Annotated in this window: 20 protein-coding genes and 1 pseudogene; 9 read left to right on the top strand and 12 right to left on the bottom strand. The window is 38.4% G+C overall.

Features of this window, described 5'->3' with window-relative positions:
- The first annotated feature begins 38 nt into the window (after nt 1-38).
- Entirely contained in the window at nt 39-1,253 is a 1,215-nt protein-coding gene (locus MMG00_RS07180; protein ID WP_242146866.1) for a DUF819 family protein, read from the top strand.
- Nucleotides 1,254-1,445: 192 nt separating this feature from the next.
- Nucleotides 1,446-3,253 (top strand): annotated as a pseudogene (locus MMG00_RS07175) (BCCT family transporter); the annotation flags it as partial.
- Between the two features lie 270 nt (nt 3,254-3,523).
- On the opposite strand, the gene MMG00_RS07170 reads toward MMG00_RS07175, so the two are convergent.
- The 5 genes from MMG00_RS07170 to recC all read right to left on the bottom strand — a co-directional run bounded on the left by MMG00_RS07170 (nt 3,524) and on the right by recC (nt 11,138).
- On the bottom strand, nt 3,524-4,279 hold the full coding sequence (locus tag MMG00_RS07170; protein ID WP_242146864.1) for an alpha/beta hydrolase: 756 nt from the start codon (nt 4,277-4,279) through the stop codon (nt 3,524-3,526).
- A gap of 682 nt (nt 4,280-4,961) precedes the next feature.
- Nucleotides 4,962-5,846 (bottom strand): bifunctional methylenetetrahydrofolate dehydrogenase/methenyltetrahydrofolate cyclohydrolase FolD, encoded by an 885-nt coding sequence (folD, locus tag MMG00_RS07165; RefSeq protein WP_242146862.1) that lies wholly within the window; start codon nt 5,844-5,846, stop codon nt 4,962-4,964.
- Nucleotides 5,847-5,903: 57 nt separating this feature from the next.
- Nucleotides 5,904-6,764 (bottom strand): RNase adapter RapZ, encoded by an 861-nt coding sequence (gene rapZ, locus MMG00_RS07160; RefSeq protein ID WP_242146860.1) that lies wholly within the window; start codon nt 6,762-6,764, stop codon nt 5,904-5,906.
- Between the two features lie 56 nt (nt 6,765-6,820).
- Nucleotides 6,821-7,522, bottom strand: a complete 702-nt coding sequence (locus tag MMG00_RS07155; protein WP_242146858.1) for a G-protein coupled receptor — start codon at nt 7,520-7,522, stop codon at nt 6,821-6,823.
- A complete protein-coding gene (gene recC / locus MMG00_RS07150; RefSeq protein ID WP_242146856.1) occupies nt 7,512-11,138 on the bottom strand; it encodes an exodeoxyribonuclease V subunit gamma in 3,627 nt (1,208 codons plus the stop codon). The genes MMG00_RS07155 and recC overlap by 11 nt, the downstream gene beginning before the upstream one ends.
- Nucleotides 11,139-11,505: 367 nt before the next feature.
- Here recC and MMG00_RS07145 point away from each other — a divergent pair, with 367 nt between their 5' ends.
- Complete coding sequence (locus MMG00_RS07145) at nt 11,506-12,708, top strand: aminotransferase-like domain-containing protein (protein WP_242146853.1); 1,203 nt, start codon at nt 11,506-11,508, stop codon at nt 12,706-12,708.
- Between the two features lie 441 nt (nt 12,709-13,149).
- On the opposite strand, the gene MMG00_RS07140 is transcribed toward MMG00_RS07145, so the two are convergent.
- Complete coding sequence (locus tag MMG00_RS07140) at nt 13,150-14,037, bottom strand: U32 family peptidase (protein WP_242146851.1); 888 nt, start codon at nt 14,035-14,037, stop codon at nt 13,150-13,152.
- Nucleotides 14,038-14,081: 44 nt separating this feature from the next.
- The gene (ubiU, locus tag MMG00_RS07135; protein ID WP_242146849.1) at nt 14,082-15,080 is read right to left on the bottom strand and encodes a ubiquinone anaerobic biosynthesis protein UbiU; all 999 of its coding nucleotides are present in this window, start codon (nt 15,078-15,080) and stop codon (nt 14,082-14,084) included.
- A gap of 65 nt (nt 15,081-15,145) precedes the next feature.
- On the opposite strand from ubiU, the gene ubiT reads away from it, so the two are divergent.
- Both ubiT and MMG00_RS07125 read left to right on the top strand, forming a co-directional pair.
- A complete protein-coding gene (ubiT, locus tag MMG00_RS07130) occupies nt 15,146-15,652 on the top strand; it encodes a ubiquinone anaerobic biosynthesis accessory factor UbiT (protein ID WP_242146846.1) in 507 nt (168 codons plus the stop codon).
- A 201-nt stretch (nt 15,653-15,853) separates the two neighbouring features.
- The gene (locus MMG00_RS07125; RefSeq protein ID WP_242146844.1) at nt 15,854-16,465 is read left to right on the top strand and encodes an IMPACT family protein; all 612 of its coding nucleotides are present in this window, start codon (nt 15,854-15,856) and stop codon (nt 16,463-16,465) included.
- 459 nt (nt 16,466-16,924) lie between these two features.
- Here MMG00_RS07125 and MMG00_RS07120 read toward each other — a convergent pair whose 3' ends face one another.
- Entirely contained in the window at nt 16,925-17,695 is a 771-nt protein-coding gene (locus MMG00_RS07120) for an endonuclease/exonuclease/phosphatase family protein (protein WP_242146842.1), read from the bottom strand.
- A 210-nt stretch (nt 17,696-17,905) separates the two neighbouring features.
- Here MMG00_RS07120 and MMG00_RS07115 point away from each other — a divergent pair, with 210 nt between their 5' ends.
- Nucleotides 17,906-18,322 carry a hypothetical protein gene (locus MMG00_RS07115; RefSeq protein WP_242146840.1) on the top strand — a complete coding sequence of 139 codons (417 nt, stop codon included), beginning with the start codon at nt 17,906-17,908 and terminating at the stop codon, nt 18,320-18,322.
- Between the two features lie 2 nt (nt 18,323-18,324).
- On the top strand, nt 18,325-19,206 hold the full coding sequence (locus MMG00_RS07110; protein WP_242146838.1) for a DUF2145 domain-containing protein: 882 nt from the start codon (nt 18,325-18,327) through the stop codon (nt 19,204-19,206).
- A 64-nt stretch (nt 19,207-19,270) separates the two neighbouring features.
- Here the strand turns inward: MMG00_RS07110 and MMG00_RS07105 are convergent, their stop codons facing one another.
- The 3 genes from MMG00_RS07105 to MMG00_RS07095 all read right to left on the bottom strand — a co-directional run bounded on the left by MMG00_RS07105 (nt 19,271) and on the right by MMG00_RS07095 (nt 21,668).
- Nucleotides 19,271-19,945 carry a lysophospholipid acyltransferase family protein gene (locus tag MMG00_RS07105; RefSeq protein ID WP_242146836.1) on the bottom strand — a complete coding sequence of 225 codons (675 nt, stop codon included), beginning with the start codon at nt 19,943-19,945 and terminating at the stop codon, nt 19,271-19,273.
- 2 nt (nt 19,946-19,947) lie between these two features.
- Entirely contained in the window at nt 19,948-20,883 is a 936-nt protein-coding gene (locus MMG00_RS07100; protein WP_242146834.1) for a phosphatidate cytidylyltransferase, read from the bottom strand.
- 98 nt (nt 20,884-20,981) lie between these two features.
- A complete protein-coding gene (locus tag MMG00_RS07095; RefSeq protein WP_242146832.1) occupies nt 20,982-21,668 on the bottom strand; it encodes a CDP-alcohol phosphatidyltransferase family protein in 687 nt (228 codons plus the stop codon).
- Between the two features lie 288 nt (nt 21,669-21,956).
- Between MMG00_RS07095 and MMG00_RS07090 the strand changes: the two genes are divergently transcribed.
- Both MMG00_RS07090 and MMG00_RS07085 read left to right on the top strand, forming a co-directional pair.
- Entirely contained in the window at nt 21,957-22,859 is a 903-nt protein-coding gene (locus MMG00_RS07090; RefSeq protein WP_242146830.1) for a hypothetical protein, read from the top strand.
- 74 nt (nt 22,860-22,933) lie between these two features.
- Nucleotides 22,934-24,001: a S66 family peptidase gene (locus MMG00_RS07085; protein WP_242146828.1), complete on the top strand. Its 1,068-nt coding sequence runs from the start codon at nt 22,934-22,936 to the stop codon at nt 23,999-24,001.
- Nucleotides 24,002-24,026: 25 nt separating this feature from the next.
- Here the strand turns inward: MMG00_RS07085 and MMG00_RS07080 are convergent, their stop codons facing one another.
- Nucleotides 24,027-25,016, bottom strand: a complete 990-nt coding sequence (locus MMG00_RS07080) for a hypothetical protein (protein ID WP_242146826.1) — start codon at nt 25,014-25,016, stop codon at nt 24,027-24,029.
- Between the last annotated feature and the right edge of the window lie 138 nt (nt 25,017-25,154).

Below are 25,154 nucleotides of genomic sequence, written 5' to 3'. Positions count from 1 at the left end.
AACAATTTATAACAATTTATAAAAAGGAGAAGAGGGAGATGAATACATTAATATCTGCCGATCAAACATGGCTGCTATTGGCATTTTTATTTGTAGCAGCATCAGCATCAATTATTATTGAGCAGCGCTATAAGTGGTCTGCAAAAGTTCCTGGAGCTGTGATTGCGCTGATTATTGCTATTAGTTTTTCTAGTTTTAAAATTATTCCCACAGATGCCGCTGTTTACGATATGGTTTGGGCTTATGTTGTTCCTATCGCTATCCCTCTCCTTTTATTCCAAGTGAATGTAAAAAGTATTTTTACAGAGAGTCGCCGATTACTCTTTATCTTTTTATTAAGCTCTATCGGGACAATGTTAGGGGCCTTTATTGCCTTTTTTACCTTCAAAAATGTCATCCCAGAGCTTGATAAAATTAGTGGGATGATTGGTGCATCTTATATTGGGGGAGGCGTAAACTTTGCGGCAATGACTGCAAAGCTTGAACCGACAAAAGATATGGTCGCATCAACGATTGTGGCGGATAATCTTATCATGGCGCTCTATTTTATTGTCCTTTTAACCATTTCTGCCATGAGTTGGTTTCGTAAGCGCTTTAAAACGCCGTATATTGATGAGGTGGAAAAAAATGTCAATGACAGTGATGAAAATCTTGCCGCAAGCTACTGGCAACCACGAAATATCTCTTTAAAAGATATTGCCATTAATATGGGTGCTTCGCTTTTAATTGTGGGGATTTCATTTACTTTAGCGGCGTGGTTAAAACCGCTTCGTTCAATGATTGATAACCTTGCTTTAGAGATTTTAGTCAGTTTTATTACAGACCCTTATCTGATCTTAACTACTTTAACATTTATCGTAATCTTCTTATTTCAAAAACCCTTCCAAAAGTTAAATGGTAGCCAAGAGTTAGGGACTTATATGGTCTATCTCTTTTTTGTAGTGATTGGAATCCCTGCATCTATCCCGATGATTATACAAAATGCGCCATTATTACTACTATTTGTGGTGATGATTATGTTGATTAACCTTATTGTTAGCTTAGTGTTCGGTAAGCTCTTTAAATTTACTTTAGAAGAGATATTACTGGTCTGTAACGCAAACGTTGGAGGTCCTACAACGGCCGCTGCGATGGCTATTAGTAAGGGCTGGAGAACTTTAGTCGGTCCTATTTTAGTAATTGGTACGGTTGGATATGTGATCGGTAACTATGCTGGAACCATTATCTATTTAGTGGCAACAAGATTTATGTAGCAAGATTGAATAGATCCCGTAAGTGGGAAAAGGGGGGATCTTTAAGAGATGCCCCCTTTTTTATAGGAAGATCTTAATACTCTAAAGTGATGTAAAGGACGTTTTAATCTGAATGATACTAAGGAAGATAGGAATAAAAAATCAGTGTGCTAACATGGATTAGTGTTTTTTATCAAAGGTTAAAAGCTAAATGTGAAGAAAATACTCAATTGGAAGTTAATCGATTCTTATACGTTTTTTGGTGCAATATTCTTATTATTACTTGTTGTAATCCCTCTGATTATTTGGCCAGAAGCAGGAGATGTTTGGATCTCTCAAGCAAAGGATTTTGTTACAAATAAATTTGGGATTTTCTATTTATTAATGGGCTTGGCAGCGCTCTTTTTTCTGATCTATATTTTCTTTAGTGATATTGGTTATATCAAACTGGGTGAAGAAAATTGTGAGCCAGAATTTAGTACGCCATCTTGGGGAGCGATGCTTTTTAGTAGTGGTATTGGCGCAAGCATTCTCTACTTAGGAAGTATTGAGTGGGCTTATTATTATATTACACCCCCTTTTAATATAGAGTCTGGTAGTCATGAGGCGATTGCATGGGCATCAACTTATGGGATGTTTCATTGGGGATTAATTGCTTGGGCGATCTATCTTGTGCCGGCAATTCCTATTGCTTACTTTTTCTATGTTCGTAAAGAGCCTGTTCTAAAGATCTCGGTAGCGTTAAAGCCTGTTTTAGGGGAAAAGCATAGTAATAGTTATTTGGGAAAAACGATTGATATCCTCTTTATATTTGGCATTTTAGGTGGAGGAGCGACAAGTCTTGGCTTAGCATCACCTTTAATTACAGAAGGGCTCCATAAGCTCTTTGGATTGCCAATTAATATTCAAACACAAGTGATCGTCTTACTTGTGACAACCATTATTTTTGCTTATTCCGCCTATGCGGGTTTAAAGCGCGGCATTCAATTTTTAAGTAATGTCACGATTTGGGGCGCTGTCATTTTATTACTCTTTGTATTTATTGTAGGACCTACGGTCTTTATTATGAATACGAGTATTGCATCAATTGGGTTGATGTTTGATAATTTCTTCTCCATGGCTACTTGGACAGAGCCATTTGGTGGATTAGATGGCTTTCCAGAATCTAATTTCCCCCAAGATTGGACTATATTTTATTGGGCTTGGTGGCTAGTTTTTGCACCAACGATTGGTCTTTTTATTGCAAGAGTCTCTAGGGGTCGTACGATCCGAAATATGATTGCCGGTAGTATTACACTTGGTTCTTTAGGCTGTGCTTTTTTCTTCTTTATTTTAGGAAATTACGGTCTACATCTGCAATTATCGGGGGAGGTTGATCTAGTGGCGATTTTACAATCGCAAGGGGATACCGCTGCGATTTATGCAATGCTCGATTCCTTACCATTTTCCCCAGTAATTATTGGATTGTTTACGATTTTAGCCATTATCTTTACAGCAACCACCTTTGATTCTATGTCTTATATTTTAGCAGCGGTCGTGCAGCGAAATATTGAAGATGAGCCTCTTCGTTGGAATCGTCTCTTTTGGGCATTTGCGCTCTCATTTATGCCGGTGACGTTAATGTTTATTAGTCAGATCACAGGGGTGAACTCTCTCTCTCTACTTTGCAAACAGCATCCGTTGTAGCAGGCGTGCCCTTGCTTGTGATTATCACAATGCTGATGATCTCTATTAGTCGAGTGGCTAAAGTAGATTTAGAGATTCGCGAAGATTATCAAAATCCTATTATTAATATTGAGAACTTGCCAGAAGTAGATCCTTGGTCTGAGGAGTATCTCTACTTAGAAAAGTTTAATGCTTTAAAGGCAGATGCGATGGAAGCTGCAGACAATGAACGAAAACTGATTGATGAGCTTATTACTTTAAAGGCAAGAATTAGGGATCGTTCTATTCATAAGTTTTCTATTAGGGTTGAGTTTAAAGAGTGCTGTGAGCGTAAGCAGGAGATTGCTGAATCTGCCTTATAGTCTAAATTTTTAAATAGTAGAGATCGCTGTGTAGTTGATTGGGTTTAAGAGACACAGTTTTAAAACAGTATATGAATCAAACTAGCTGGCATCATGCCAGAATAGGGCGGTTTTGCGCTGCTTCTAACTGATACTGGTAATCTGATTTAGTGACTTTTCAACCGATTTAACGATATTTATAAAATATTTAATCTACTTCAATGAGATTAAAAAACCGATATTGGAAAATTTCAATATCGGTTTTTATTAAAGTTAGCGTAAAATTTAGATTTCGCTAGCTAGAATTTCACGAATAAATTTAATGGATTCTGTCGCGATGAGATCTGCGTCATTATCGAGTGTTGCTACATGATAGCTCTCTGGAAGTTTAATAATGCTCTTATCAGAGCTTGAGATTTCCTCATAAATAATCTTTGCATTTTCAGGAGGAACAACATGATCGACTGTAGAGGAAAAAATAAGCGTAGGGCAGGTAACTTTAGGCAGATCTTCTCGAACGTGCTTCATGAGATCTAATAGCTCTTTCATCGATTTTACAGGTGTTTTAGGGTAAGCAAGCTCTGTCACATCAGGCTTTTTAATATCTGAACCAATGCCATCGACAAATTCAACATTGGCAGCTTTTTGTGCTTGGTAATACTCTTTAAAATCAGGCATATCAATTGCGGCATTAATAGGCATAATTCCTAAAATATCCTCATAATTTTCCGCAAGATAGAGTGTTAAAGCTCCGCCCATCGAAAGCCCTGTAATAAATATTTTATCTGTATGAAGCCTAAGCTCATCTAGGGCTTCTTCCACATCTTGAAACCAATCTTTAAATTCCGCTTTAGTCATCTCTTCAGGAGAGATGCCATGACCTGTAAGCCGAGGGCCTAATACGGTATATCCGGCATCGGCAAAAGCTTGACCAAGGCTTCTCATACTCTGAGTGGTCCCTGTAAATCCGTGAATTGCGAGAATACCAACTTGATCACCTTCAAAAAAGAAATCTTCCGCGCCTGTTAGAATTTTACTCATGATGGACTCCTTCATCTGTGGAATATAAATATTAAAACGGACATCGCAGTGCTACATGATGACTTATAAAATAAGGTATATTTTTCACTATATCGGCTTTAAGAGGCTTTGAGTAGGGGATTTTAGGATTTATTACTTAAAATAAGGGGAGATACTTTATTTAAAAGAGCATTTTTCTTGGGAAAAAGCCTTAGCGCTTAAAAATTTTGAATCTATTAAAATGAGCGATTATCTCGACTTTGTAGTCAATCTTGATTAAGAAACAATATGTTAAAAGTAAAACCGTATAACATGCGAAATAAACTTGCTTGCATGATGCGAGATAGAACGACTCTAGTGCTTCTCATCACCGATGCGCCGGCAATTTGATGTAATGACTTTTAAACAGGATTTACTATCGTAAAATCGGTTTAAGACAAGCAAGTCAAAAAAGCTGGCACGGGATTTTAGAAAGAACACGAATCATTCCCACAAGCCTTGCATGAATCTATAAAGGTATGTATTAAAAACAGTGCTTATAAGATGCCGGACAGAACGACTCTTGTGCTTCTCATCATCAATGCGCCAGTAATTTGGTGCTGTGACTTTTAGAGGCTTGACTATAAATGAGAATGTGAATCAAAAATGCCGGAAATTTTCCGGCATCTTGAGGAAGATATAAGTCTTAAAAGCCTTATTTTTATTAAAGCTTATTAGGATCTTCAATATTATTTTGTAAACACATCGCGGTTAAGGTGTTTCTTAAAAGGCAAGCAATCGTCATAGGGCCAACACCGCCCGGTACTGGTGTAATATAAGCAGCATTTTTAACCGCTTCATCAAAATCCACATCTCCCACTAAGCGAGTTTTCCCATCTTCTTCAATGCGGTTAATCCCCACATCAATCACAGCGGCCCCTTTTTTAATCCAATCCCCTTTAACAAGCTTAGGAACTCCTACTGCAGCAACGACGATATCTGCTTCACGGCAGAGGCTTGCAACATCTTTTGTCCGTGAATGGGCGATAGTGACGGTACAGTTTTGTGAAAGTAACAGTTGCATCATTGGTTTGCCGACAATATTGGATCGGCCCACAATCACAGCATGTTTTCCAGAGAGATCTTTTCCTAGTTTATCTTGTAAAAGAAGGAGCGAGCCTAGTGGCGTACAAGGAATTAAATAGGGTTTACCGATAGAGAGTTGCCCGATATTGACAGGGTGGAAACCATCGACATCTTTAAGGGGATTAATGGCATTGAGCACTTCCTCTTCATGAAGATGTTTTGGTAGCGGCAGTTGCACTAAAATCCCATGAATTGTGGCGTCATTATTTAATTGATCGATTAGGGCAAGAAGCTCTACTTGCGTTGTATCTGTAGACAGACGGAAAGTCTCTGATTTAAATCCACACTCAATGGCAAATTTCTCTTTATTACGAACATAAACCTGACTTGCAGGATCTTCTCCAACGAGAATAACCGCTAAACCCGGACGAATATGATGTTTTTTTTCTAATTCCGCAGTTTGTGTTGTAATGGTTTGACGAAGGTTTTGGGCAAATGCTTTTCCATCAATGAGGTTGGACATTGTGATTTCCTTATTTAAATAAGCATAAAATTTTAAGGGCAAAAAAAGAGGCTGAAATTAAATGTTGATCTCTCGGTGTTTGACCAGAACATTATTTTCAGCCTGCAAAAGTTCAAATAGACGTTGTGCAAGATAGACAGAGCGATGCTTTCCGCCGGTGCATCCCACTGCAATGGTGAGATAAGAGCGAGTCCCTTTTTTAAAAGAAGGGAGCCATTTAGTGATAAAGCTTGCGATATCATTATAAAAATCTTGGATATCTTCAGTATCTGCAAAAAAATCCACAATCTCTTGATCAAGGCCTGTATATTCACGAAGGTGTGGAATCCAGTGGGGATTTGTTAACATTCTGGCATCAAAGACAAAATCAGCATCTAAAGGTACGCCATTGCGATACCCAAAGGAGATGATATGAATAAAGAGAGAGTTTCCTTCATTTTCAATTAAACGTTGCTTTAAGATTGAGCGTAATTCATGGACATTTAAAAATGAAGTATCCACAAAGACATTAGCGCGATGCCTAATTGGTGAAAGGAGTTCTCTTTCAAAATGGATCGCATCCACTAAAGATTTCTCTATACCTGAAAGTGGATGTCTTCTACGAGTATGACTATAGCGCTTAATTAGCACATCATCATTAGCATCGAGAAAGAGAATTTTAGGGGTTAGTGCTGTGCAGGCTTCAATCTCATCAAAAATTAATTCAACTTCAGAAAGATCTTCCGGAAAACTCCGCGCATCAACACCAATGGCAAGTCTTGCAATCCCTTTCTTTTGTTGAATCTCCTCAATAAAACGAGGAACAAAGGAGATAGGGAGGTTATCAATACAGAAAAAACCATCATCTTCTAACGTTTGTAAGGCAATTGATTTACCAGAACCAGAGAGACCACTGATAATAACCATCTGTTGGACCATGATGAAGAAACTCCTTATGTTAGTAAGATTTCAGGTGAAGCGGTGAGTTATTGCGCTTAAAGATCCAATTGCATCTGTTTAGGATTTTTCTTGCGCTTTGAAGTTTTTGGGGAATTTTTCTGAAGTTTAGGATTTGTATCCTCTAAGGACTCATTTTTAATGGGTTTTAAGGGGATGTTAGTTTGAACATTATTAGGCTTTTTGGCTAATGTTTCTGATTCAGCTCTTTTTTCTGCCGTTTTAATGACGCCATCTGTAATGGTTTTGGCCATTTTATCTTTTGCATTTTTGTCTTTAGGAAGGGCTGAGCTTTCATCTTCTGCTTTTTGCTGATTTTTATTTAGCGCTGTGCTTTTTTTAATATGACCAATATGAATTTTTGGTTTTTTTTCTGTGGTCGTTACCCTTTTTGAGCGACTATTTTTAGATTTAGTAACGCTTTGTCTACTGACATCACTCATAGGGCGGATTCGCTGTTTAACCTGTTTGGCTTTGATGATGCTTAAAAGCGCAGATGCGATACAAAAGATTGAGACGGCGCCTGCGATATAGTAGCGATAATCAGCAAATACATAGCGGTAGTTCCCTTTGAGCTGAACATAAGGAAACATCCATAAAATGACAGGTAACGCAATGGCCAGCAGAAGGATATGAATTTTTGCTGGAATTAAGAGCCAAGTCCCAGTAATTCCATCATAATCATACTTGGAAGTCGGGTGCTGCAACTCTTTGGCTAATTGTGAATTATTATTGTTCATGTGGCATTAACTCATCGAGATAATGGTGGTAGAAAAGAATAAATCCAAATATCTCTTTATCTCCATATTGGAGAAACAATCGATTGAATGAATTATTTCCAGACACCAGAGATTTTACCTTATTTAATTGCTTTCGGATAGTTGGTACTAAGGAATTGATGAGATCCTCATCTTTTAGTAGCGTATAAAAGATTTCAGGATCAAATGTTTGATATGAGCATTTGAAGTATTGAGGGAGTTCTGAGCGTAAAGTCATTAAGGCCTCTTTAAAATCAGAATCTTGGAATATTTCCTCTTGGCTCTGGCGCTTATAAAGATAAGGGATAGGTCCTTTAATGCCGGTAAGATATCCTTTGATAAGATGTGTTAAAAGTGTGGCGGCTTCAGATTGCTGATAATAAGGATAGGTAATCTTTTGAATCCCCTCTTTGCCCCTGCCGATGAGCAAGAGTGTTTCTGCGATATTTTCTGTTGTCTTTGTTGCATGATAAAAGAGATTGGTGATAGCGCCTTTCATAATGCGATCATGCTTTAATAATCCCACTTCAAAGAGAATAATATTGCCCTCAATAGAGGCTTTAGGAATCTTGCCATGGAGCGTAATGCCACTTTTAAAGCTCAGTAGATTAAATTGACCATAAGGATAGTGTGATTCAAAGAGGTTTTTAGCAAGTTCTTTGGGAAAAAGGCTCTTATCAAGCCATGAAATTTCCCCATAGGCAAATTTAGGCAGCATGCCTTGAAGGCGATAATTTTGATAGAGCGATTGGGTAATCTCATCAATTGTTGATTCTGAAATAATCTCTTGATTGCTATTTTGTAAGGCGAGCCCTGACTGCATAATATTATGAGTTAAGGCTTGATAGAACTGATATTCATCAAGCCCTTTATGAATTGTAAAGGGTTCATCATCTTCAATGCTTGTGGTTTGATCCCGAAAGGGGGAGAGATTAAGGCGCTGCTCTGCAAAGTATTGGCAAGGATCTTGGTAAAAACGAATTAATGTCTCAAGGGAGAGGTCGGTGAGTGGGGTGATGCGATCTTGCGCTTCGTAGTTACAAATGAGATCTAGATAGTTGTATGGCGCGTGATAATCTTCAATATTTTCATGCATTAAAATCCACTCATTTTGAAAACTTTGAATCATACTCTTTTCTTTAAAGAGTGCAGGATTATAAGATGCCATCGGATGAAGCGAGGTGATTTGCGCTGAAGTCTCTATCCCTTTTGAGGTCGTTGAAACTTGATCGATATACCGAAGGAGCTCATCAATAAGAAGAGAGGGATAGAGCGTACTGTTATCGCGAATTGATCGACCAATATAACTAAGATAAAGCGTCTCTTTTGCGGATAATAGTGCTTCTAAAAAGAGATAGCGGTCATCGGTATTACGGCTACGATCACCGCGCATTGGTTGATATTGAATCAGGTCAAAGCTGTGATGAACCGTTGATTTAGGGAAATCTGCTTGATTCATCCCAATCATTGCAATCATCTTAAAAGGAATGGTGCGCATCGGGATAAAAGAGCAAAAGGTAATCTTGCCTTGAATAAAGTTTTGTTCAGGTTTTTCTTCCAGTAGTTTATTTTCTAATAAGGGAGTAAGCGCTTTTAAGGGAAGTTCCTTAGTAAACCCAATCTTATCAGCCCCTTCTAAGATATTTTGCCAAAGTTTTTGTGTATAGTGCAATTTGTCGCTATTTTCTGGTGTTTGTGGGAAAAAATCCTGCCAAACTTTAGGAAGAATAAGGCGCCACTGCGCAATTGTTTTTTCACCTGATAAAAGGTCTTTTGTGCTGATTAAAAGATCTAGGAAGTGACAGAGATTTCCTAAGATCTTGGCATTTTTTCCCTCAATATGGGGGTAGGGCATAATCGTGTGTGGTGATGGGTGCTCATTTTCTCTTTGAGGATGATAAAGATCAAGTGGCGAACTTTCCGTGCCGTATCCAAGCAGCATTCTCTGTAAGCCCCAACGCCAGCTATTGATATCCCAATCAAACTGATCTTGATAGGGGATTTTTAATTCCTCGGTAAGATGCTCACCATCAATGGCTTGTTTAATATTGGCATCATGAATCCAAAAGTGAATCAGTGAGAGATCATTTTCTTCAAAATGAAACTGCGCCATAATCTCGGGCATCTGTAGCAGTAAGAGAAGATCGCTCGCTTTAAAGGCACTTTCTGGTAAAGAGAGAATTTGTAGCAATGTTGTGAAGATTGTTTCGCTCTCTTTTAAACTAATATCAGAGATAGAGTAGGGAAGATAACGCTCTTTAGGAGCACTACCAAAAATGGCATTAATAAAAGGGGCGTAACTCTCGATATCGGGCGTCATGACGACAATATCTTCCGGTGCAAGATCGGGGTTATGCTCTAATTGATGCAAAATCTGATCATAGAGTGCTTCCACTTCACGCATCGGGCTATAAGTACAATGGAGCTGAATTGATCGATCATCGGGCGTTACAATAAAAGGCACACTTTCACGCGCCGGGCGAAGGTGGTAGATCTCCGCTTGAAGATGTTGTAGGAGAGAATGGATCTCAGGTTCAGAAAATGCTTCGGTAATTTGTAGATCTAAATCGCCATCATATTTTTGTAAAAGATGTAGATGATCTCGCCCCACTTTGCCAAGAGAGGCTAATAGGGGATTGCCATAACTATTTTGCCAATGTTCATTTAAGGTATTGAGTACTGATTTGGGAATATGGGGAGAAATAGGATCAATTTGGCTCTTTGCTTGTTCAAAGAAGTTAATGAGATTAAAGCTTGGTAACTCTGAGTTTTTGGTAAGATCTCCCCAATAATATTGAGAGGGATTATTAAAAAAGAGATGGATATCCATCACCTTAGAAAATTGCGCAATAAGATCTAAGAAAAGGGGCGGTAGGGAGTTTAAGCCAATAATAAAAAGGCGCTTAGGCAGTTTGCTAATTACTTTGGGATCCTGAAGTTTCTGCTCAATCAGCGGATGCAGTAAGCCAAAATGTAAGGGAGATCCTAAATTTTCATAAAGCTTTTTAAAAAGGGCCGCTTGCCAAGCTTCTAGCTCCACAGGGAGTTTTTGATCAAAATAAGCGGGCGCTAATTCGCCTTTAGTCCAAGCATTAATCCATTGACTTCGGTAGACAATATATTTATCAAAAATAGCCGCAAGCTCTTGTGCTAAATGCAGCACTCCTAAAAGAGGGCTATTATCCTGTTTTGATGCCGTATCCTTATCGTATTGTGTAAGATAATTTTGAATGGGGGTAAAGAGTTCGTCTGAACTTGAAGCATCTTCTTGATGGCGAGCATCATCGATGATCTTTACCAAAGGCCAAAATAGTTCGTCTTTAGAGAGTCTTTCAATGGGCTTTTTTTCACGTTCTTCTTCAGAGAAAATCATCTCTAAGAGATTCATCAGCATTTTGGCAGGGAGCAAAAATTCAGATTGCGTTAAAATGCCGAGCTGCTTTGCTAGTTTAATCTGCATCCATCTCGCCATTCCAAAGTTTTGTACCAAAAAATACTCTTTATCAAAAGGGCTTTTTTGAGGATCAATTTTGGTGATATATCCCGTAATATATTGCAATGTATCAAGATGATTTGAGTAGTAGAGATGGAAACTCATGATGGGCAATTCTCTCCAAAATAGAAGTTTTAGAAAATGCTAACAAGATCTTCTCATTATCATAAGATGAATGGCGGAATGAAGTCATGAAAAATAGTCCATCTAAGGGCTATTTTATCTGATACAGTATTATAGCAAAGTTCCACTTTGTTGCCTGATATCTCGGTGATATCAGCGTATAGTCAAGAAAGGGGAGTTTTATTTTTGGACTATTTTATCAATGGTTTTATCGTTGATAAGCCTCTAAGTGAAACAATGGACCTTCTTAATAAGATCAATAAACCTTTAAGATAACCCTTAGTTTAAGGTAATTGATCATCTATTTATAAAAATTCATCACACAAATTCATAGGAGTAGTGATATATCATGGCGGATTTAGAGAGTTTATTTGCAAAACGCATTCAAGGTTCTCAAAGCTCTATCGTAAGAGATCTTTTACAATATAGTAAAATGCCAAATATCGTCTCGCTTGCCGGAGGAATTCCTGCAGCAGATATGTTTGACATGGATGGAATTAATGCCGCTCTGAATGAAGTCATTGCCTCTGGTGAAGTGAATGCTTACCAATACAGTACCACTGATGGTGAGCCAGTTTTGCAATCAGAAATTGTAAAATTGATCAGTGATCGTGGGATCGCCGCCAAAAACAGCGAAATCATTGTCACAAGCGGATCACAACAAGGTTTAGACTTAATTGCGCGTACCTTTTTAGATGAAGGTGACACAATTTTAGTAGAGCGCCCAACCTATCTCGCTGCGATTCAAGGTTTTAAAATGACCGGTGCGAATGTGGAAGATGTGGAAGGTGGTGCTGATGGTCTGAATGTTGATGCTTTAGAAGCACGCCTTGAAAAGGGGAAAATTAAAGCCCTTTACATTGTTCCAACATTTGCCAACCCAACAGGCTCAACGCTCTCAAAAGAGAAGCGTCAACGTATTTTAGATTTAGCAGTAAAGCATAACTTTGTGATTTTTGAAGATGACCCTTATGGGGAAATTCGTTTCACAGAGGCGCTTGCAAAGCCGATCTATTCACTGGCGAAAACGGAAGTTGAGAAAGAGCATATCGTCTATCTCTCTTCATTTTCAAAAGTACTAGTCCCAGGGCTTCGTTTAGGATTTATTGTTACTTGTGAAAAAATTCGTAACAAAATTGTAATCTGTAAACAATCTGTAGATCTTCATACACCGGTATTATCGCAATTAATCGTTGCTAACTACCTTAAAAGCGGTCGTTTACAGCCGCGTATTAAAGAGATCTCCAAAGCGTATCAAGCGCGTTGCCAAATGCTCATGGACTCATTAAGAGAGCATGTCGGCGATAAGATCAGCTTTGCAGAACCAACAGGGGGGATGTTCCTTTGGGCAAAGCTGCCAAAAGGCATGAGTGCTACTAAGCTTCTTAAACATGCTATCGATGCTGAAGTGGTATTTGTACCAGGTTCGGCGTTTTATGTGGGATCGCCTGAAGATGAAACCCTTCGCCTTTCATTTGCAACTGTCAATGAAAAGCTTGCAAGTGAAGCCGGTCGCCGTTTAGCGATTGCGTTAGAGAATTACGAAGCATAATTACTAATTTAAGGTTATTAATCATAAGAAAGCCCACTATGAAATATAGCGGGCTTTTTGTATAGGATTATTGATAGCCTTTATGGCTTGCAGGATGCTGGATAGAACGATTATTGCAGCTGATGCACCAGCATTTGAGCTTGTCTTCTTCTGAGATATGAAACTCATTAGGATCATTCTATTTTTTTACTTTAAGCTCAAAAGGATTAAACCCTGCTGGCGAGCGATCATTAGACGCATGCAAGCATTCTCTCCAGCTATGAATGAACTTATTTTGTCAGATTTCAAAGCGAGATTGTTACACTTGCATGATGCTGGGTATAACTATCGTTGTTCTCCTTGCCACTCATGAGCAGTATTGGGAGGATCTTGAATTTGTACCTTTTAAGTATTATCGGATTAGTTCATTTTCTGCTTGAAGTGCGTTTTTTAAATATTATTTTAAATCTCTGGGCTAACTTCTTTGCCGGCAATGCCACGCCAATAGCCATCACACTCAAGCTCTTTGAGGGAGAAATCTGCTTTTTGTGTTGTGAGCGCTTCTTGGTATTGGGTAATAACATTGAAAAAGTCTTGATCATCTATCGGCGATAAGCGAACAATGTCGATAAGATTTTGCATTTCGTGACACTCATTAATCAGGTTATTACAAAGCCCGCTCTGCATTTGAATGCCATTCATGGTAAATAAGCGTTCTTGATCTTGTGAGTAGACGGCCTTTCCAGCTTGATCTTCAATGCAGATCACTTCACAATTGGCCTTTTCTCGCCCAACGCTTCGTGCTGTAAAGCAGCGAGCTGAGTAAGAGAGTGGGAGATAGCCATAAGCGAGAATCTCTTTCTTAAATTGATTCCAAATATTCATCATGGTTGCTTGAGCCTTAATCTCTTCTATCCATGCTTTAGAGAGCTCTACCGGTAAGCACCAACGTTTCATGCCATTTCGGAGCATGATGTTGAGGGCTTGTGCATTATAGAGATTTAGCGCATGACCTGCGGTAAAGGGGAGTTTTTGCTCAAAGCAGAGATTCACCGCTGCCATATCATTGGCTTCAACAGTAAAGATGCCATTACTGACGGCATTTTTAACATCCCGCAGTTTTGAAGGGCTATCTACAAGCGCTAGCGAGGTGATCACAATTTCTTTGCCGGCATTTTGCAGATTTTTGCCAATCTCTATCCACTCTTCAAGCTTGAGCTCTTGGCGTTTAGCGCAAACCGCTTCTCCGAGATAGATAATATCGATCGCTGTATCTTTTATTTTATCGTAGAAGTCATAAATTTTATTTCTGTCCCAGCAGTAAAGAAGCGGGCTAAGAGATAGTTTCATAGTTAAGGCCTTTGAAGTATGTTGAATAAGAAGAGATTTCACCACTAGAGCCATTTGTGATTGTAGGCCCCTAAAGTGGTTTGGCGACCTTCTGATATTTCATGAAGTGCTTGTTCCCAATTTGCTTTTACCTGGAAGTTTTTAGGATTTGATCGGTAGTGATCGATCGCTTCACGCCAAGTTTGGGTCACTTTAGAGACATAAGCGGGGCTTCTTTGGCGACCTTCAATTTTCACAGAAGCAATCCCTATTTTGAAAAATTCGGGAATTAAGGCAATAGTATTGAGGCTTGTGGGCTCTTCCATCACATGCGATAGGGAGTCTTCTACGGTATAACGGCCTTTGCAAAGCGTTGGGTAACCGGCATTTTCTTCTTTGGTAAAGCGATCAATTAAGACATTATTAAGCCTTGTTTCGCGACCACCATTATCAATTTCAGACCATTCAACAAATTTCGCAGGGGAGCAAGCACCGGCAGTATTGGGGGATTTTCCAGTCACATAAGAAGAGAGATAGCAGCGGCCTTCTGCCATAATGCAAAGTCCACCAAAGGCAAAGACTTCTAAAGGAACAGGAGAGATAGCCGCTAATGATTTGACTTGATGAATGGGGAGCACTCTTGGAATCACAACTCGGTCAATATTAAATTCCCGATGATAAAACTTAATAGATTCAATAGAAGTACTAGATGCTTGTACTGAGAGATGAACCTCCATCTCAGGATATTTTTCGGCAACATAATCTAGATTTGCAATATCAGAGAGGATTAAGACATCAACCCCTTCACCAACAGCCCGATCAATGGCTTCTCGCCAGATAAATTGCTTGGCAGGATGGGCAAAGGTATTGATGGCAACGTGGAGTTTCCTGCCAAAGCTTCGCGTGATTTTAATCGCTTCTTGGAGCCGTTTTTCCGTAAAGTTGAGTCCCGGAAAATGCCGAGCATTAGTTTCATCTTTAAGACCAATATAGGCGGCATCTGCACCATATTCGAAGGCGGTTTTGAGTGCCGGAAGATTTCCAGCAGGGCACAATAGTTCCATAACTCTCCTATAGAATGATTAGAATCAAGGCTATTACAAGATAGATTGTTTAGAGTAGAGGAGTCTTGATACCAATCAATTATGAGGAAATTATGGGCTTTCATACAAAAATTACCGAGAAAATTCCAGTGCTTATCCCGTCTTTGTGTAAGTATCATCTAAAAGTGATGCCAAAGTGGCTAAAGCTTAAACTAGTGACATCTCTTTTAAATCACTTTTTTAAATCTGCGATTGAAGAGGGAGATTTAGATTTTTTAGAAGATCAGATCTTTATGCTCTTAGTCGAGGATCTGGATTACTCTGTCAAAATTACGCTACAAGATGAGAAGTTAGTGGTATTAAATGATCGGAAAATTGAAGCGGATGTGATGCTTAAATCAACATTTAATCCTTTAATATTGATGATTTCTCGCAAAGAAGACCCCGATACACTCTTTTTTAATCGGGCATTATCTCTTGAAGGTAGCACAGCGCTTGGACTGGAGATTAAAAACTGGCTCGATAGTTTAGATCTTGATCTACTACCAAAGCCAATACAAAATACCCTTCAGCATTATAGTCAGCTGATTTAATGGTAGGGGGCTTTATTTTTGCTTTATGGAGTTTTTGTACAGTAATAGAATTCACGCAAATAGAAAAAAGTGGATATTAAGATGTTTTCGAGGCGTATTCACCAAAGGCGAAAAAATTATTATTATCTAAGGTGGCTTCGGGATAAAAGATTCCTTTTTCTGAAGCAAAAATATCAGCGTGATCATGATATAATCTTGCTCATGAAAAGTGATCAATATAAAACTATTACAGCTTTGAGCGAGGATGAGTTTGTTATCTCGCGTAGCCGTTTCATCACATTTGCTATTCCTGTCACTTCAGAAGCGCAAATTGATGAGCTTTTAGATGAGTATCGTAAACGTTATAACGATTCTCGTCATGTTTGCTATGCTTATGTTTTAGGTGATAAATATGAGCATTATCGGGCAAATGATGATGGGGAGCCTTCTGGTTCTGCTGGTCGTCCGATTTTAGGGCAGATCCGTTCATTAGAGCTCACCAATGTTTTAGTGATGGTTGTGCGCTATTTTGGGGGTATTAAGCTTGGTACGGGAGGCTTAGTTTCTGCTTATCAAGAAGGGGCGCGTAATGCGCTTGAAAAGGCGAATATCGTTACCAAAACCATCGGTTTAAATGTGAGCTTTACCTTTGATTATCCGGCAACTAATGATGTTAATCACGTCATTAATGATTTTAATGCCGGTAAAGTATCGGAGAATTATGGCGTTAATTGTGAGATGACATTAAGTGTTCGCGCTAATGATTATGCCGGTTTGCTCGAGCGTTTAGAAAAGGTTGAAACACTCTTTATTACTGAGAAAGTCGATCTTTAATTTTAGATGTCTCTAAGTAATTAAAGATTTATAAAAGGTATTTAATTGCTATTATAAAATCGTTTTAAAAAAAAGTCTCTCTCATGGCGGGAGGGAATGCTTGCACTCTTCTTACAATCTTGCGCCCGCAAGTGATAGTAAAAACGGTTTAAAAGTCACTGAATCGATTGTCGGCACATCGGTTATGAGAAGCACAAGAAACATTCTATCTGGCATTATGCAAGCCCTGTTTAATACGTACCTTTATAGATTCATGCAAGGTTGGAGGGAATATTTTGTGTGCTTTCTAAAATCCCGTGCAGCTTGTTTTAGACTTATTTTTCTTAAACCAAATCGATTATAAAATCGGTTTAAAAGTCACTGAATCAGATTGCCGGCACATCGGTTATGAGAAGCGTGAAAGCCGATCTATCCGGCATCATGTAAGTTGATTTGATTCGAGGTCAAATACTAAAAAATTTACCGAACTCTAAAATTTACTAATAATGGATTATGATCTGAAGCATCGGTTTGTAGTACTTCGCTCTTTTCTAAAATCAACCCACGATAAAAGACAAAATCAAGGGGTGAGTTGAGGAAGGATTTACGGCAATCATTATCAAAGCTTACTGGCTTTAGCCCCATTCTGCGGGTAAAAAGATAGAGAAGATGTAAGCGTTTTCGGCTCCAAGTATTAAAATCTCCGGCAAAAATCACAGGCCCATTGTGGTTCATGACATGTTCAGAAATTGATTGAATCTGCTCTCGGTAGATCTTCACACCTAAACTAAAGTTCACAGAGTGAATATTGACGACCATCAGTAAGCGCTTATCATAAAGGGGATAAATTGTGATAAGCGCTGATTTTGCAAGGCGAAGAAAGGGCTCGACTGTCCGAAAAGGTCTTGAGTAGACAGGGTAGCTAGAAGCAAGCGTCATGACGCCATAGGCATCTTTAGTAATCTCAATTGCCGGGACCTGATCGCCGACTAAAAAATGCTCTTTAGAGAATTTTACAAGCTCATCAGAGGCTTTGGCTTCTTGTAATAAGATGAGATCACGATCTTTCCCATACTCTTTAAGAATTGAGAGCCAATTGAGTTTTTGCTGCTTATAGATATTCCAGACCATCACCGTTAAACGATTATCCTTTGAGAAAGGATAATAGCGATCAAGCCTTGTTTCACCATAAAGTGTTTCGCGATTGTTTTTGTGGGAAGCAAAGCGAAAGAGATGATTTTTCTGTGCCATAGACCTTTATTTTATCAGCTATTAAACGTTTATTGTCGCTTATTCTCGGCAAAAAATCATGGTTTATTATGAAAGTTTGGCAAATAAGCAGATGAATAATAGTATAGGTGAAGGAATTTAAATAGGATTGTCGCCGCAATAAGATTATACTGAAATAATAATATTTTTATTAACGAGGGATTATTAATGATTTTTTCTAAAAAGTTTAAAATGAGCCTGTTAGCAGTGTCTATTATTTCTTTAGCGCAAGTCCCAACAATGGTATCTGCTCAGCATTTAACCAATAGTGAATCATCAACAATCATGACTTCATTTGTGTTGGTTGCGGTTTCTGCCAGTCCTGTAGTAATCCCGATTCAATCTGCTCAAGGTAGTAGCCGATCATCTCGAGCAAGTAGTGCTAAGGATGATGAGTTTGTTTATCTTCAAGCGAAAGATGAAAAGGGGAATCCTGTGCAATTAAAACTCCCCAAAGAAGCGAAAGATCGTGTGAAAATCACGGCTGAGGATAGAATTAAACTTGAGGCAGGAGAGAAAGGGGAGCAAATGCTCTATGTGAATGGCGATGCGAAATACCTTTTTGTGAATAAGAAAGACGCAACAATTTTACACAACAAGGCGCTCTAAAAATGGGGCAAATTATTGAAAGATGTAAGTTGTTATTAGTTGTAGGAATGGCATTATTGCTAGGCGCTTGTAGTACAGTGGTGGCAGAAAATAGCTGTGGTGCTACGGAGCTTACCCCGATTGAAATGCAACAAACATTTGTGCTAGGAAAAGATCTCGAAGCAGCGCTTAATCGCCTAAATAATGATGTCATTATTTTAGCAAGAAGTGGACAAGATTTAGATAAATATGGGATTCGTTACTCTCATGCTGCATTTATGGTAAAAGAGCGTAATAACTGGCAAGTTTACCATCTTTTGAATGAATGTCCTTCTAGTTTAGGCGGATTATATCAAGAAGGTTTAGGGAATTTTGTACAACCCGTAATGGCTAATCTTAAGCTTAAAAATAGCACTGAGCTTACTTTTGGGTATGTCATTCCTTCAAAGCAAATCCAAGCTCATTTAAAGCAATTACTTCAAGATCCTAATGCAAGAAAGCGGGTTTTTGAGCGTGAATATAGCGCTGTCGCCAATCCTTATAATCTTGTTAATCAAAATAGTAATGGCTGGGTTTTAGAGTTTTATGCGATGGCAGAAGCAAAAACAAAAGGACAAACGACTACTAATCGTGAAGAGGCGCAAGCATGGCTTAAATCACAAGATTATCAAGGTACTGAATTACCAGCTTCGATCTTAAAACAGCGTTTAGCAGCAATAGCCGTTGGTAATGTCTCTTTAAAAGGGCATGACAGAGCAGATCGTTATCAAGGCAAGTTGTTGATTAATAGCGGTGATTCGGTATTAAATTATATTGGTAAAAATCCACAAACATTGAAATGTGCCAATTTACCAAATAGTAGTGCGGCGCAAAATGCTAGTTATTGTCATCTAGAACTACGTTAATGCATGGTTTTAAGATCTCAACCATCATGAGATCTTAAAGGTCATGAGCAATAATCATAAGCCATTAAAACTCATTGGGATGTGTTAATGCTTGTGTTAAAAGCTGATGGTATTGGTTTTCTAATGTTTGTAAGTATGTTTTAGCATTTTCATCATACGCTAAAGGATCGCCAATAATCACATCAGAATTAAAAGGGACAAAGAGCGCTTCACCTTTAGGAAGCGCTTTTCCTAATCCTCTTAATATAACGGGAATCACAGGAATATCTGGATATTTAGAGATGAGAATATGAATCCCGCGCTTTAGCTTAAAATCCCGCTCTTCAGTAATGGATCTTGTTCCTTCAGGAAAGATAATTAAGATCTCTTGATTATTCAGCGCTTGATGGCACTCAGCAAAGAGCTGATCGGGTGCTTTCATCACTTGTCTATCAATAGGAATAATATCGATACATCTCGTGGAGAACCAGCGCATGTAACGATTTTTCATAAAGTAATCAGCCGCCGCAACGGGGCGAATATTATTGATGACTGAAAGCGGATAAAGGCTCATTAAGACAAGTGTGTCTAAGTGGCTGGTATGATTTGCCACAATAACTGCCGCCCCCTCTTTAGGAAGTTTAGGGCGATTAATAATATTTAAACCTAAACCAATTAAGACTAGCGGTTTGACGATCAGCGCAAAAAAGAGGAGCTTAATCCACTTAATGCGTGGTTTTTTTTGAGGCTTATCGTTCATGATTAGGCTCCTGTAATGTAATAGAAGTAATGGAAGAAGATAGGGGTTGAGTACATTAAGCTATCAACACGATCTAAAATGCCGCCATGCCCTGGAATTAAAGTGCCACTATCTTTAATTTGAAGATCACGTTTAACAGAAGAGAGAACAACATCGCCCACAAAACCGGAAACAGCGATGAGCATTCCGGCAATGATGCCTTGCTCCATGGTTAAGATCGTTAAATAAGGGGCTAAAAAGGCTGATAAAATTGTGGTGACTATAAATCCCCCAAGAAATCCGCCCCAAGTTTTATTCGGGCTTACTTTAGGGATAATTTTACGTTTTCCAAAACATTTCCCAGAGACATATTGGCTAACATCATTAAATTGCGTCATAAAAAGTAGATAGAGAATCAGCCCAGAAAATCCGGCATTGATATTAATGCGATCAATATTGGCTAAATAAGCAATATGACTAAAACCAAATACGCAGAGCATTAAACTCCATTGAATGACGGCATTGGCTCGTATAAACCCTTTTGTTTCTCCAATCATGACAGATCTAAAGGGTAAAAAGAGAAACATATAGACCGGGATAAAGATAATAAACATGCCAAACCACTGAATGTAGGCAAAGTAAAACTGAATAGGAATCGCAAGATATGCCCAAAAGACTAAGCGGCGATCAACGGTGCGAAGGGGCGTTATCGAGTAGAACTCTTTAAGTGCTAAAAAGCTGATAAAGGCAAAAAGGATAGTGGTAGCTTTAGCACCCAAAAAGAGAGCGCCTAAGATAATGGCAATCATCCACCACCAAGAGCGAGTACGAAGTACGAGTTCTTGATAATCTTTTTTAGGATTTTGTTTTACTTTCAAAAAGACAATGATGCTTGCGATGATTAAAAGAATCATCAGGGAGAGCCCCATTGTGAAGGCGTGACTTGGAATGTTAAACATTTTCAACTCCTTAAAGAGATGATTGCGACTGACTAAATGTCATGTAATAGGAGATATCATGCGCTAAAAATGGATTTAGAGCGAAGTTTTTTATGCTTTTATAAGTCAATATTGTCTCTATTTTCATCATTTTTAAAATGATAGATCTGTAGTAGTCGTCTTATTGCAGTGAAGAAACTGCCGATAATAATCACGATCATCGCAATCCAGAGAAACTCTGTGGTAAGTGAGAAGAATCGGCCGATCATAGTAGCAAAGAGTGAAGCGCTCATTAACGCCATACGATGCTGCTTTGCAAAAGGGCCTGAGAAGAATGCTGGAGCTCCCATCGATACCCCTAAAACACGAATATAAGCGGTGAATGCGGCAAAGAGAGAGGCTAATAATCCTAATACTAATCCAAAGGAATTATCAGAGCTAAAGGGGGCAATGAGACTTAACCCAAGGCCAATAAAGAAAAAAGTATCACTGACACGATCAGGAACTTCATTAAAGAGCTCGCCAGCTGGCGTGACTTTACCCCCTTCGATTGCGACCATGCCATCAATAAGATTACAAAGAAGGCGGAGTTGAATCCCAATCATAGCTACGGCTAAAAGTAGAATCTGCACCCATAACTGGGGAGATACTTGCCAAAAGGCTAAAGCAAGCATCGTGATAAATGCCGGCACGATACTAAAAAGGGAGATCTGATTGGGGGTAATATTTTTTTGTGAAAGTGATTTAGCCAACCGAATCATTAATGGGTTAGAGCGGCTTTTAATCGGGCGTCTTTTATCTGTCATGATATTGTTCCTTATTAGTAAGTAAACGTTAGTTAACTTTATTTGTTTGATAATAGACAATGTAGATTCAAAAGTCAATAAAAAAGATAACGATTGTTAACTTTTTTATTGTAATCTGATTTTAAAGGAGAATTTTTCTAGTCAAAATAGAGAAATGTAAATTATGGCGTGAATTGCTACTAAAGCCCCCCGATAGACTATAAAATAGGGGGATACATCATTGTCTTTAGTAGATCATTGATGTGATTTATACAGATGATGAAAAGATTAGTAGAGGAAAATGTTTTCATGTTTAACGATCAGGTTGAAAGACCGTTTTCACAGAAGTTTTCACTGTATGCATTGCCATTAATAGGTGCAGTGGGCGTTTTACTGGTTAGCTTTTTTCTAAAGTTTTTAAAAATTAATATTGTGATTGCATGGGGTGCCTGGAGCGCTGATTTATCTGCACTACTGATTTTGCTCTTTGAACAGCTTTTACGGGCGGGGGCAAAATTTTCTGCCATTTTGATGTTTGCCTACCATTTTAGAGTCTCTATTTTTAGCGTGAAAAATAGTATTGTCATATTTTTCACTGTGCTAATTTTAGAGGTTTTGGTACTTATTTTTGTCCAGTCAGCTTTTAACTTTTTAAATCATTCAGGATATTACTTAGTCTACTACTTTTTAGGGAATATCATTGGCGCAATAATTAACTTAATTGTCTATATGACCGGTTTATGGCTACTTTTTAAATCATCAGGAAGTTATCTGGATCGATTTGAAGGAGATGTTGTGAAGTCCGCAAGATATTGGTCCTTTGCAAACTTTATCCCACTTTATTTTGTAATTATTGCGGTCTATTACCTCTTGTTTGATCTCTATCTTTCACGGGGCTTCTCATCGTTTAATATGAATGAGTATGACACGATGTTAATTGTCAATGGTGCTATCTTTACGGTATTATTCTCATTAGCGTTATCTCAAAAAATGGCGCTTAAACGTTTAGAAATCCCCACGATTATCTATATTGGGTTCTGTTTAGGGATTATCACTACAGCACTTTTTGCCTTATTTGATTGGCTCTTTAGCCATATTGATCAGATGATTCCTGTTAATGAGTTTTTATTAGTCTCTTTTGGGGTATTAACGCTCTATATTATCTCTGTGATGAGTTTTGTTTATTTTATCACTAAGAAAAAGTTTTATTAGTGTTCGAAATATTTGTTACTGTGGGGCTAGGCACTTCATGACAAATATAAAATTGATAAAATGAAAACTTCACGATGAAGCAGACTCAAGAGACGTTTAAGCTTCAATCTCCTTTACCTTTAAAAAAAGGCGATAAAATAGCGATTACAGCGCCATCATCTGGTGTCCCAAAATCCCTTCATACTCGGCTTGATCAAGCGATTTTTAAGCTTAAGCAAAGAGGGTATGAGGTGGTGGAAGGGATTTGTCTTCGTGAAGAATATAAAAATCAAAGTGCTTCATCAGCTTTAAGGGCGAAAGAGTTAATGGATTTTTTATTAGATCCTACGATTAAAGCGATTTTGCCGCCTTGGGGCGGCGAGCTTGCGATGGAGATTTTGCCACTATTAGATTTTGAAAAGCTTAAAGGAGTGCCCGCAAAGTGGATCTCAGGTTACTCAGATTTAAGTACTTTGCATGTGTCTTTAACCACTATTTCAGGCTGGAAAACGCTTCATGGCCCTAATTTAATGGAGTTATCACCAGAGATTTTAGATGAAACAACTCAAAAAATTTGGGAAGTATTGGAAGGTTCTGGTAATTCAGAGCATCACGTAATAGAGCAGAGTTCCTCTAGTTTTTACCAAGAAACAACGACAAATAGTTTTGCAGAGAATGGCGGATTTAATCTAACTGCCAAAACAGAGTGGAAAGTATTGAATAATTTGCTGCAGCAATGCCATTTTAGTGGAGTTCTCATTGGTGGATGTTTAGATACACTTGCTTGGCTTGCCGGCACGCAATATGCCGATCTCCCCAAATTTTATCAAACTCATCAAAAGCAGGGCATCATCCTCTATTTAGAAAATGTAGAGATGCCGCCGTGCACGTTAACAAGAGCGCTACTGAGCTTAAAAATGAAAGGTTGGTTTAGTAATATCTCCGGCATTTTATTAGGCAGAAATGCTGCAGAAAAAGTGACAGATCCTGTGTATTTAAGCTATGAAGAAGCTCTTCATAAGATATTCTCCGATCTTGAGATTCCTGTTATCTATGATGTTGATATCGGGCACATTCCTCCGCAATTTTCGCTTATCAATGGCGCTTTTGCAGAAGTTCTTTTTGAGGCTGGGAAAGGATCACTCTTACAAAAAATAGTGTGATTGGGATAATTAACTTAAAGCAGTTTTACTTCATCTCAACGATATAGCGAACGATTGCGCTGAACTCCCCAATTTTTACGGGATTATCAGGATCTTTTCTGATTTCTGCTTTGTAATTTGCACTAAACTTTTTTTCGCCAACATTTAAAGTCCCTAAAAGTTGTTTATTATCATAAGGAATTGGCTGATTACTATGATCTCTAATCATTAGTAAGAGACCGCTATTATCGATCATGAGCTCCTCAGGATTTTTGCGAGGATGGTCGGAATAAAAGGTGATTTTGGGTTGTATGAGATCTTTGCATTCGCTTTCAGGTCTTCGGGAGACTTCAATAGAAAAGGGCTGGGGAAATTTTTGCCCTGAGTTTAAGCGAGCTAAATCTAAGGAACCAAAGGAGATCGTATCGCTTGGAAGGGTTTTGATTTGAAAGGCATCAATTTTACAAGGGTTGATGTCTTCTGAAAATTGTAATCGAAAGCGAAATGGAAGAACCACGCCATTATCTGTAAATGATATTAAGCTTTGTGATGAGAAGTTCCAGCGATTTGATGTTTTTCCTGAACCTGTTAGCACCGCATTATTATTTTCAATAATGATACGATAAGTTCCTTTCTCGCGTACAAAAGTAGATGTGGCAGTAGAGCCATCAGCGATAAACCGATCATTTACAAAGTCCCAGGTATATTTTCCGCCGGGGTAGGTATTGCCTTCTATTTGCGTTATTTGTAAGCTGACTTGTAAGTTTTTTTCACTCGCCTTTATTTCATTGCTTAATTTTTTAATATCGGAGACTAAAAATGGATCAAGGGAGCTTCTAAGCGTGATGAGTGTTCCTGTTGTGCCCGTGCATTTTACTGTGAAAATTAATACTTCTGTTGTTGAAGGCGCATTTTGTTCCCATCTAAAATAATACTCATTTTGACCCGCATCGCCTGAAACGATCTCACATTTTGCATAGGCATTTTGCATAATCGCTATAAGGGTAAGAATGATACTAGATAGTAGATATTTCATATTCCCTCTAAAATTACAAAAAATCGATGCGGGGTTAGTTATAGAACTGTTTCCGGAAAGTGAAGCGTTATAGGAAATCTGCAGAGTATAAAGCTAACAAACCATAGCTTATGATGATATGGATAGCCCATTTTAGCA

This window comes from Ignatzschineria rhizosphaerae (genome assembly GCF_022655595.1).
GTDB lineage: Bacteria > Pseudomonadota > Gammaproteobacteria > Cardiobacteriales > Wohlfahrtiimonadaceae > Ignatzschineria > Ignatzschineria rhizosphaerae.
This window is presented reverse-complemented; position numbering and strand designations above follow the sequence as displayed.

Excerpts from the sequence above, each read along its gene's own strand:
- MMG00_RS07105 (WP_242146836.1), bottom strand. The coding sequence starts at position 19,945 with ATGAACGATAAGCCTCAAAAAAAACCACGCATTAAGTGGATTAAGCTC.
- MMG00_RS07180 (WP_242146866.1), top strand. The coding sequence starts at position 39 with ATGAATACATTAATATCTGCCGATCAAACATGGCTGCTATTGGCATTT.
- MMG00_RS07095 (WP_242146832.1), bottom strand. The coding sequence starts at position 21,668 with ATGACAGATAAAAGACGCCCGATTAAAAGCCGCTCTAACCCATTAATG.
- MMG00_RS07140 (WP_242146851.1), bottom strand. The coding sequence starts at position 14,037 with ATGAAACTATCTCTTAGCCCGCTTCTTTACTGCTGGGACAGAAATAAA.
- MMG00_RS07100 (WP_242146834.1), bottom strand. The coding sequence starts at position 20,883 with ATGTTTAACATTCCAAGTCACGCCTTCACAATGGGGCTCTCCCTGATG.
- MMG00_RS07090 (WP_242146830.1), top strand. The coding sequence starts at position 21,957 with ATGTTTAACGATCAGGTTGAAAGACCGTTTTCACAGAAGTTTTCACTG.
- MMG00_RS07145 (WP_242146853.1), top strand. The coding sequence starts at position 11,506 with ATGGCGGATTTAGAGAGTTTATTTGCAAAACGCATTCAAGGTTCTCAA.
- MMG00_RS07085 (WP_242146828.1), top strand. The coding sequence starts at position 22,934 with ATGAAGCAGACTCAAGAGACGTTTAAGCTTCAATCTCCTTTACCTTTA.
- MMG00_RS07115 (WP_242146840.1), top strand. The coding sequence starts at position 17,906 with ATGAGCCTGTTAGCAGTGTCTATTATTTCTTTAGCGCAAGTCCCAACA.
- MMG00_RS07170 (WP_242146864.1), bottom strand. The coding sequence starts at position 4,279 with ATGAGTAAAATTCTAACAGGCGCGGAAGATTTCTTTTTTGAAGGTGAT.
- ubiU (WP_242146849.1), bottom strand. The coding sequence starts at position 15,080 with ATGGAACTATTGTGCCCTGCTGGAAATCTTCCGGCACTCAAAACCGCC.
- MMG00_RS07125 (WP_242146844.1), top strand. The coding sequence starts at position 15,854 with ATGAAAAGTGATCAATATAAAACTATTACAGCTTTGAGCGAGGATGAG.
- MMG00_RS07120 (WP_242146842.1), bottom strand. The coding sequence starts at position 17,695 with ATGGCACAGAAAAATCATCTCTTTCGCTTTGCTTCCCACAAAAACAAT.
- MMG00_RS07110 (WP_242146838.1), top strand. The coding sequence starts at position 18,325 with ATGGGGCAAATTATTGAAAGATGTAAGTTGTTATTAGTTGTAGGAATG.
- MMG00_RS07080 (WP_242146826.1), bottom strand. The coding sequence starts at position 25,016 with ATGAAATATCTACTATCTAGTATCATTCTTACCCTTATAGCGATTATG.
- MMG00_RS07155 (WP_242146858.1), bottom strand. The coding sequence starts at position 7,522 with ATGAACAATAATAATTCACAATTAGCCAAAGAGTTGCAGCACCCGACT.
- rapZ (WP_242146860.1), bottom strand. The coding sequence starts at position 6,764 with ATGGTCCAACAGATGGTTATTATCAGTGGTCTCTCTGGTTCTGGTAAA.
- folD (WP_242146862.1), bottom strand. The coding sequence starts at position 5,846 with ATGTCCAACCTCATTGATGGAAAAGCATTTGCCCAAAACCTTCGTCAA.
- recC (WP_242146856.1), bottom strand. The coding sequence starts at position 11,138 with ATGAGTTTCCATCTCTACTACTCAAATCATCTTGATACATTGCAATAT.